Genomic DNA, 255 nt, shown 5'->3' on the forward strand with positions numbered 1-255 from the left:
CCGAGACCAACTCGGCCACCGACATCTCGAGCTCCGGCACGCTGACCATCTCGGATGTCGACAGCCCGGCGACCTTCGTCGCCCAGGCCGGGACCGTTGGAACCTATGGCTCGTTCTCCATCGACAGCGCCGGTGCCTGGACCTACACGGCAAGCTCGGCCCACAACGAGTTCGCCGCCGGCACCACCTACACCGACACCTTCGATGTCGTCAGCGCCGACGGCACCCACACCTCGGTGACCATCAACATCGACG

1 protein-coding gene is annotated in these 255 nt (G+C 65.9%); it reads left to right on the forward strand.

What is annotated here, in order from left to right; all coding sequences use genetic code 11:
- Window positions 1–255 (forward strand): VCBS domain-containing protein (locus tag EN804_RS37005; protein ID WP_135922476.1); only part of this gene is annotated, 255 nt, incomplete at both ends.

The organism is Mesorhizobium sp. M8A.F.Ca.ET.161.01.1.1 (assembly GCF_004792105.1).
Lineage (GTDB): Bacteria > Pseudomonadota > Alphaproteobacteria > Rhizobiales > Rhizobiaceae > Mesorhizobium.